Consider the following 6,558-nt stretch of genomic DNA (forward strand, 5'->3'; position numbering starts at 1 on the left):
CCCCGGGCGCCACTCAGCCGGCCTTCACCGCGAGGACCGGGCAGGGCACCCGGAGCAGGATCTCCTGCGCAGCCGACCCCATGATCAGCTTGCCGACCGGGGTGCGGTGCCGGATGCCGATCACCACCAGCGACACGTCCTCCGCCTCGACGATCTCCTCGATCTCCTCTGCCGCGTCCTTCCCCCGGACGAGCTGCCGCACGCTGTGCGGCACCCCGGCGGCGGTCAGCTCGCGGGTGACCCGCTCCAGGTCATCCTCCTGGGCCAGCCGCGGGTCCGCGTACGCGTCGCCGCGCGAGGTGTTCACCACCAGGATCGGCTCGTCCCGGAACCGGGCCTGCTCGATCGCCGCCCGCAGGGCCGCCTCGCCGAGCGGGGACGGCACGTAGCCCACCAGCACGGTCATCCGGTCGCCAACCTTCCCCGCAGCGGACGGACCACGAACCGCCCGATCAGCGGCCAGAGGAGCACCACGGCGATCGTGGCGTAGATCAGCCAGGACACCCAGCCGCCGATCAGCCCGTGCAGCTCGCCGCCGGAGAGCTGCAGCGCCCGCCGGCCCTGCAACTCGGCGCGCGGGCCGAGGATGACACCCACGATCAGCGGCAGGATCGGCAGGCCGAAGCGGCGCATGCCGAAGCCGAGCAGGCCGAGGGTGAGCAGCAGGAACAGGTCGAACGGCTGGGCGTTGACCGCGTACGCGCCCATGGTGGCGAAGAAGATGATCCCGGCGTACAGGTACGGGCGCGGGATCCGCAGCAGGCGCGCCCAGGCCGGGGCGAGCGGCAGGTTGAGCACCAGCAGCAGCAGGTTGCCGATGAAGAGGCTGGCGATCAGCGTCCAGACGAGCCCGGACTCCCGCGTGAACAGCAGCGGGCCGGGCTGGATGCCGTACTGCTGGAAGGCGGCCAGCATCACCGCGGCGGTGGCGTTGGTGGGCAGGCCGATGGCCAGCATGGGCACCAGCGTGCCGGCGGCCGAGGCGTTGTTGGCCGCCTCCGGACCGGCGACCCCCTCGATCGCGCCCCGGCCGAACTCCTCCTTGTGCTTGGAGAGCTTCTTCTCCGTGGCGTACGACAGGAAGGTCGGGATCTCGGCCCCGCCCGCCGGCAGCGCCCCGAACGGGAACCCGAAGACGGTGCCGCGCAGCCAGGGCTTCCAGGACCGCTTCCAGTCCTCCCGGCCCATCCACGGCTGGCCGACCGGGATCACCTCGCCGGACTTGCGGCGCAGGTGGGCGGCGATCCAGAGCGCCTCGCCGACGGCGAAGATGCCGACCGCTACCACGACCACGTCGATGCCGTCGGCCAACTGCGGCAGGCCGAAGGTGAGCCGTTGCTGGCCGCTCACCGAGTCGATGCCCACCAGGCCGATGACCAGGCCGATCAGCAGCGAGGCGAAGCCGCGTACCCGGGACGAGCCGAGCACCGCGGTGACCGCCACGAACGACAGCAGCATGACCGCGAAGTAGTCCGGCGCGCCGAGGCTGATCGCGAAGGCCACCACCGGGGGCATCACCAGGACCAGCGCCAGGGTGGCGATGGTGCCGGCGACGAACGAGCCGATCGCTGCGGTGGCCAGGGCCTGTGCGGCCCGGCCGGCCTTGGCCATCTTGTTGCCCTCGATGGCCGTCACCACCGACGACGATTCGCCGGGGGTGTTGAGCAGGATCGAGGTGGTCGAGCCGCCGTACATGCCGCCGTAGAAGATGCCGGCGAACATGATGAACGCCTGGGTGGGCTCCATCCCGTAGGTGACCGGCAGCAGCAGTGCCACCGTCATCGCCGGGCCGATGCCGGGCAGCACGCCGACCGCGGTGCCGATGGTCACGCCGAGCAGCGCGATCATCAGGTTCATCGGGGTCACCACGTTGGCGAACCCGTCGAGCAGATTGCCCAGGTTTTCCATTACAGGATCCCTTGCAGTACGCCCGCGGGCAGGTTGACGCCGAGCCCGATGGCGAACGTGTAGAACGTGACCAGCGACAGCGCGACGGCGATCAGCAGGTTCCGGAAGTAGTGGCGGTTGCCGAGCGCGTACGCCGACCCCCAGAAGAGGATCGTCCCGCTGATCACCCAGCCGAGCCGGTCGATGAGCACGGCGTTGACCACGAACGCGCCGATCAGCAGCAGCACCGTCCGCCAGTCGATCGGGGTGGCCAGGTCGACGTCCTCGCCGGCCTCCGGCTCACCGGCGCCGCCGCGGGCCACGTCCACCGCGTAGATCGTGGCGACGATGATCAGCAGCACGCCGAGCAGGATCGGCACGGGCTTCGGGCCGATCGGGTCGGCGGTGCTCACCGCGTGTCCGACCCGCAGCGCGTCGATGATCACGAAGCCGCCGACCAGGGCGAGGAACGCGCAGACCCCGTACTGCGCCCGGTCCGGCCGCGCCGTCGCCTGCTCGCCGTCCGGCCCGGCGGAGGGTGCCGCCGACCCGGCGGGCGAACCCGCCGGGTCGGCGGCCGGCAGGTCCGCGACCGGGGCGGGCACGGGGGGCAGGCCGCCCGTCTCCCGGTCCGGCGGCCCCGCCTGGTCCGGCACGGTCGGTACGGCCGGCCGGGACGGCGGGTCGCCGCCCCGGTCCGGTCGGGTCGTCCTGCCGGTCATGCCAGTCCGAGCTGCTTGAGCACGTCGGCCACTGCCTTGTCCTGCTCGGTCAGGAAGGCGCCGAACTCGTCGCCGGTGACGAACGCGTCGGTCCAACCACGCTTCTTCAGCTCGGCCTTCCACTCCTCCGAGTCGTGCATCTTCGTCAGCACGTCGATCCACACCTTCTTGTCGGCGTCGCTGATCCCGGGCGGCGCCACGATGCCCCGCCAGTTGGTGAAGACCAGGTCGATGCCGGAGGACTTCAGCGTCGGCACGTCCTTCAGCGCCTCGATCGGCGCCTCGCTGGTGACCGCGAGGACCCGGATCTGGCCGGCCTCGACCTGGTCGAGGAACTCGCCGAAGCCGCTGGCGCCGAAGGCGACCTTGCCGCCGAGCACGGCCGGCAGCAGCTCGCCGCCACCGTCGTACGAGACGAAGTTGACCTGGCGCGGGTCGATGCCGACGGTCTTGGCCAGCTGCATGGGCAGCAGGTGGTCCGGGCCGCCGGGCGAGGAGCCGCCGCCGACGGCGATGCCCTTCGGGTTGGCCTTCCAGGCCGCGACCAGGTCGTTGATGGTCTTGTACGGGGAGTTCTTCGGCACCACGATGGCGCCGGCCTCCTCGATCATCTTCGCCAGCGGCGTGGTCTGGGTCAGCGTCGCCGCGGACTTGGAGGTGTACGAGGCACCGACCACGCCCAGCCCCATCTGCATGGCGAGCTTGCCGTTGCCCTTCTCGTTCACGGTCCGCTGGAGGCCGACCGTGCCGCCCGCGCCGGGCAGGTTGAACACCTGCACACCGGTGGCGATCTTGGCGTCCTCCATCACCTTCGCGGCGGTACGGGCCGTGGTGTCGTATCCGCCACCGGGGGTGTTCGGGACCATGATCCGCAGCCCGGTGACCGGCTTGCCGTCGTCGGCGGCACCGGCCCCACCCTTGTCGGCGGTGGCACCGCAGGCCGCCAGGGCGAGCGCCGTCGCGGCGGCCACGCCCGTGACCAGCAGGTTTCTCCTAGTTGCCATGATGTTTCTCTTCCGTTTCGAATGAGTCCGGCGGCAAGATGGTGGCCTCCGAGCAGGCAAGCTGTCTGCGTTGTGTCACCAGCGGAAGTTGAGGTCTTTGTGGTCGCGGTCACGTCCCGGCGGCGTACGCTCGCCGGGCAGTTGCTCGTCCTCCAGCTCGCGATCATCGTCGTGGTGCTGGTGGCGGTGGCTGCTGTCTCGCTGGCCCAGTCCGCGGCCACCTTCAACCGGGTCGAGGGACGCCGGGTCGCCGCGCTCGGCGAAGAGCTGGCCGGCAACACCCTGCTCCGGGGTTGGCTCAACCAGCCCGCACCCGGCGAGGCGATCGCACCGCTGCTGCAGAACACGCTGATCCGGTCCGGGGTGACCCACGTGACCGTGGCCAACGAGCGGGGCCGGGTGGTCAGCTCGACGGACCCGACGCTGGTCGGCAGCGCCGTGGTGCTCGGCGACCCCCGGGTGGCACAGGAGGGACGCAGCTGGTTCGGCGAACTGGAGGTCGACGGCACCCGGCAGCTGGTGGCCCAGGTGCCGGTGCTCGGGGACCGGAAGGAGGAAAACCTCGGGCGGTACCTGGGCGTGGTGGTCGTCGGTGAGAAGTCGCCGACCTGGTCGGAACGGCTGGTCGGAGCCTCCTCGTACCTGATCACCTACCTGGGCATCGCCTGCGGTCTCGGGGTGGTCGGGTCGTGGCTGCTGGCCCGCCGGATCAAGCGGCAGACCCTCGGCCTGGAACCCCGGGAAATCGCCGGGCTGGCCGAGCACCGGGAGGCGCTGCTGCACGGCATCGCCGAGGGGGTGATCGCGCTGGACCCGCAGCAACGGGTCACCCTGGTGAACGCGGTGGGCCGGCGGCTGCTCGACCTGCCCGAAGACTGCCTCGGCCGGAGCCTCCGCGAGCTGCGGATCAACGGCCGGCTGCGGGACGTGCTGGCCGGCGCCGGCAGCGGCCCGGAAGCCCGGGACCAGGTGGTGGTCCGGCGCGGCCGGGTGCTGGTGATGAACCGGATGACGGTCCGCAAGGACGGCCGCCGGCTGGGCTCGGTCACCACTCTGCGGGACCGGACCGAGCTGGCCCGGCTGGAGCAGGAGCTCGGCTCGTTCCGCAGCACCACCGAGCTGCTGCGGGCGCAGACCCACGAGTTCGCCAACCAGTTGCACACCATCTCCGGGCTGATCCAGATCGGCGAGCACGACGAGGTGGTCCGCTACGTGGACGCGCTGAGCCGCCACCGCGCCTCGCTCGACCTGACGGTCACCAGCCGGATCCACGACACGGCCATCGCGGCGCTGCTCATGGCGAAGTCGGCGCTGGCCGCGGAACGCCGGGTGGAGCTGCGGATCTCCGAGCGGACCGGGCTGGACCGGCTGCCGGCGGAGCTGTCGGCGGACGTCGCCACGGTGCTCGGCAACCTGGTGGACAACGCGGTCGAGGCGGTGGGCGGGGACGCGTCCGACCGCCCCGCCTGGGTCGAGGTCGAGCTGCGGCAGGACGCCTCCTCGGTGGAGATCATCGTCCGCGACTCCGGTCCCGGGGTCGCGCCGGAGCTGGCACAGGAGGTCTTCACCCACGGCTTCACCACCAAGGCGGCCGACAGCGGCGAGCGGGGCATCGGCCTGGCACTCACCCGCCTGGTGTGTCACCGTCGCGGCGGCGAGGTGGCGGTGACGAACACCGACGAGGGCGCCATGTTCACCGCCCGGATGTCGGTGCTGGCCAGCATGTTGGAGGAGGCGCGATGATCGACGTGCTCGTCGTCGACGACGACTTCATGGTGGCCCGGATCCACCGCGGGTTCGTCGAACGGATCGACGGCTTCCGGGTGGTGGGCACCGCCAGCACCGGCGAGCAGGCGGTGGCCGCCGTCAACGAGCTGCGGCCCGACCTGGTCCTGCTCGACCTCTACCTGCCCGACATGTTCGGCCTGGACGTAGTGACCCGGATCCGGGCCGCCCGGCACGACTGCGACGTCCTGGTGATCAGCGCCGCCCGCGAGGCCGAGGCGGTACGCCGCGCGGTCCGCTACGGCGCGGTCAACTACCTGCTCAAGCCGTTCGGCTTCGACGAGCTGCGCACCCGCCTGGAGCAGTACGCCGCCCGCCGCACCGCGCTGCGTACAGCGGTGGTCGCCGACCAGGCCGACGTCGACCGGGTGCTCTCCCGCAGCGGCTCGACCGTCGCCACCCCGGCCCTGCCGCGCGGGCTCAGCCCGGAGACCGCCGAACTGGTGGAACGCGCCCTGCGCGAGCACGCCGGCACCCTCTCCGCCAGCGAGTGCGCCGACCGGGTCGGCATCTCCCGGGTCAGCGCCCGCCGCTACCTGGAGCACTTCTCCGGCACGGGGCGGGCGGAGGTGACGCTGAAATACGGCGCGGCCGGTCGGCCTGAGCGCCGCTACGCGTGGGTGGCCTGAGCGGGGTTGCTCTTCTGGGCGGGCTCTGGGTTGTGGTTCTGAGCTGGGTCCGGGTCGGTGGTTGCGCTTGTGGGCTGGGTCCCGGTCGGCCTCTGGTTGCGCTTGTGGGCTGCTTCCCGGTCGGTCTCTGGTTGCGCTTGGGGCTGGGGGCGAGGGTGACCGGCTCCGGGCGGTCAGGCTTGATCCCTGCGCCGGTCACCCTCGCCCCCAGCCCCGTCGTGTGCCTTGCCCGCCCGCCGGTCACGGTTCTTCCTCTGGTACGGCGGGCAACCGCTCCCGCAGCCAGTCGGATAGGCCGGTGGAACCCGTGCGATCTTGGATAGTTGCCGTTCATGGCGGACGGTAACTGCCGCCAGCATCTTCAGCTCCGAGCGGAGCTGCCGCACCAGCTGACCGCGTCCGCTCCCCGCCGCGCCGGTCACGGTTCTTCCTCTGGCACCGAGCGCCCTTTCCGATCTTGGATAGTTTCCGTTCGCTGCGGGTGGTAGCTGTGCAAGATCTCTGGAGGCGGCGTTCTCTGGAGACGGCGCT

At 71.5% G+C, this 6,558-nt stretch carries 6 protein-coding genes; 2 read left to right on the top strand and 4 right to left on the bottom strand.

Going from position 1 to position 6,558, the window contains the following annotated elements; genetic code table 11:
• Positions 1 to 13: 13 nt before the first annotated feature.
• The 4 genes from ACY34I_RS09025 to ACY34I_RS09040 are packed head-to-tail and all read right to left on the bottom strand — an operon-like array spanning position 14 to position 3,613.
• Positions 14 to 406 carry a universal stress protein gene (locus ACY34I_RS09025; protein ID WP_462754147.1) on the bottom strand — a complete coding sequence of 131 codons (393 nt, stop codon included), beginning with the start codon at positions 404 to 406 and terminating at the stop codon, positions 14 to 16.
• Entirely contained in the window at positions 403 to 1,908 is a 1,506-nt protein-coding gene (locus ACY34I_RS09030; protein ID WP_462754148.1) for a tripartite tricarboxylate transporter permease, read from the bottom strand. The genes ACY34I_RS09025 and ACY34I_RS09030 overlap by 4 nt, the downstream gene beginning before the upstream one ends.
• Positions 1,908 to 2,609 carry a tripartite tricarboxylate transporter TctB family protein gene (locus ACY34I_RS09035; RefSeq protein ID WP_462754149.1) on the bottom strand — a complete coding sequence of 234 codons (702 nt, stop codon included), beginning with the start codon at positions 2,607 to 2,609 and terminating at the stop codon, positions 1,908 to 1,910. The genes ACY34I_RS09030 and ACY34I_RS09035 overlap by 1 nt, the downstream gene beginning before the upstream one ends.
• Positions 2,606 to 3,613 carry a Bug family tripartite tricarboxylate transporter substrate binding protein gene (locus ACY34I_RS09040; protein WP_462754150.1) on the bottom strand — a complete coding sequence of 336 codons (1,008 nt, stop codon included), beginning with the start codon at positions 3,611 to 3,613 and terminating at the stop codon, positions 2,606 to 2,608. The genes ACY34I_RS09035 and ACY34I_RS09040 overlap by 4 nt, the downstream gene beginning before the upstream one ends.
• A gap of 99 nt (positions 3,614 to 3,712) precedes the next feature.
• Here ACY34I_RS09040 and ACY34I_RS09045 point away from each other — a divergent pair, with 99 nt between their 5' ends.
• Both ACY34I_RS09045 and ACY34I_RS09050 read left to right on the top strand, forming a co-directional pair.
• On the top strand, positions 3,713 to 5,356 hold the full coding sequence (locus ACY34I_RS09045; protein WP_462754151.1) for a sensor histidine kinase: 1,644 nt from the start codon (positions 3,713 to 3,715) through the stop codon (positions 5,354 to 5,356).
• A complete protein-coding gene (locus ACY34I_RS09050; RefSeq protein ID WP_462754152.1) occupies positions 5,353 to 6,027 on the top strand; it encodes a response regulator in 675 nt (224 codons plus the stop codon). The genes ACY34I_RS09045 and ACY34I_RS09050 overlap by 4 nt, the downstream gene beginning before the upstream one ends.
• The last annotated feature ends 531 nt before the right edge of the window (positions 6,028 to 6,558 follow it).

The organism is Micromonospora sp. RTBAU3-60, assembly GCF_054963695.1.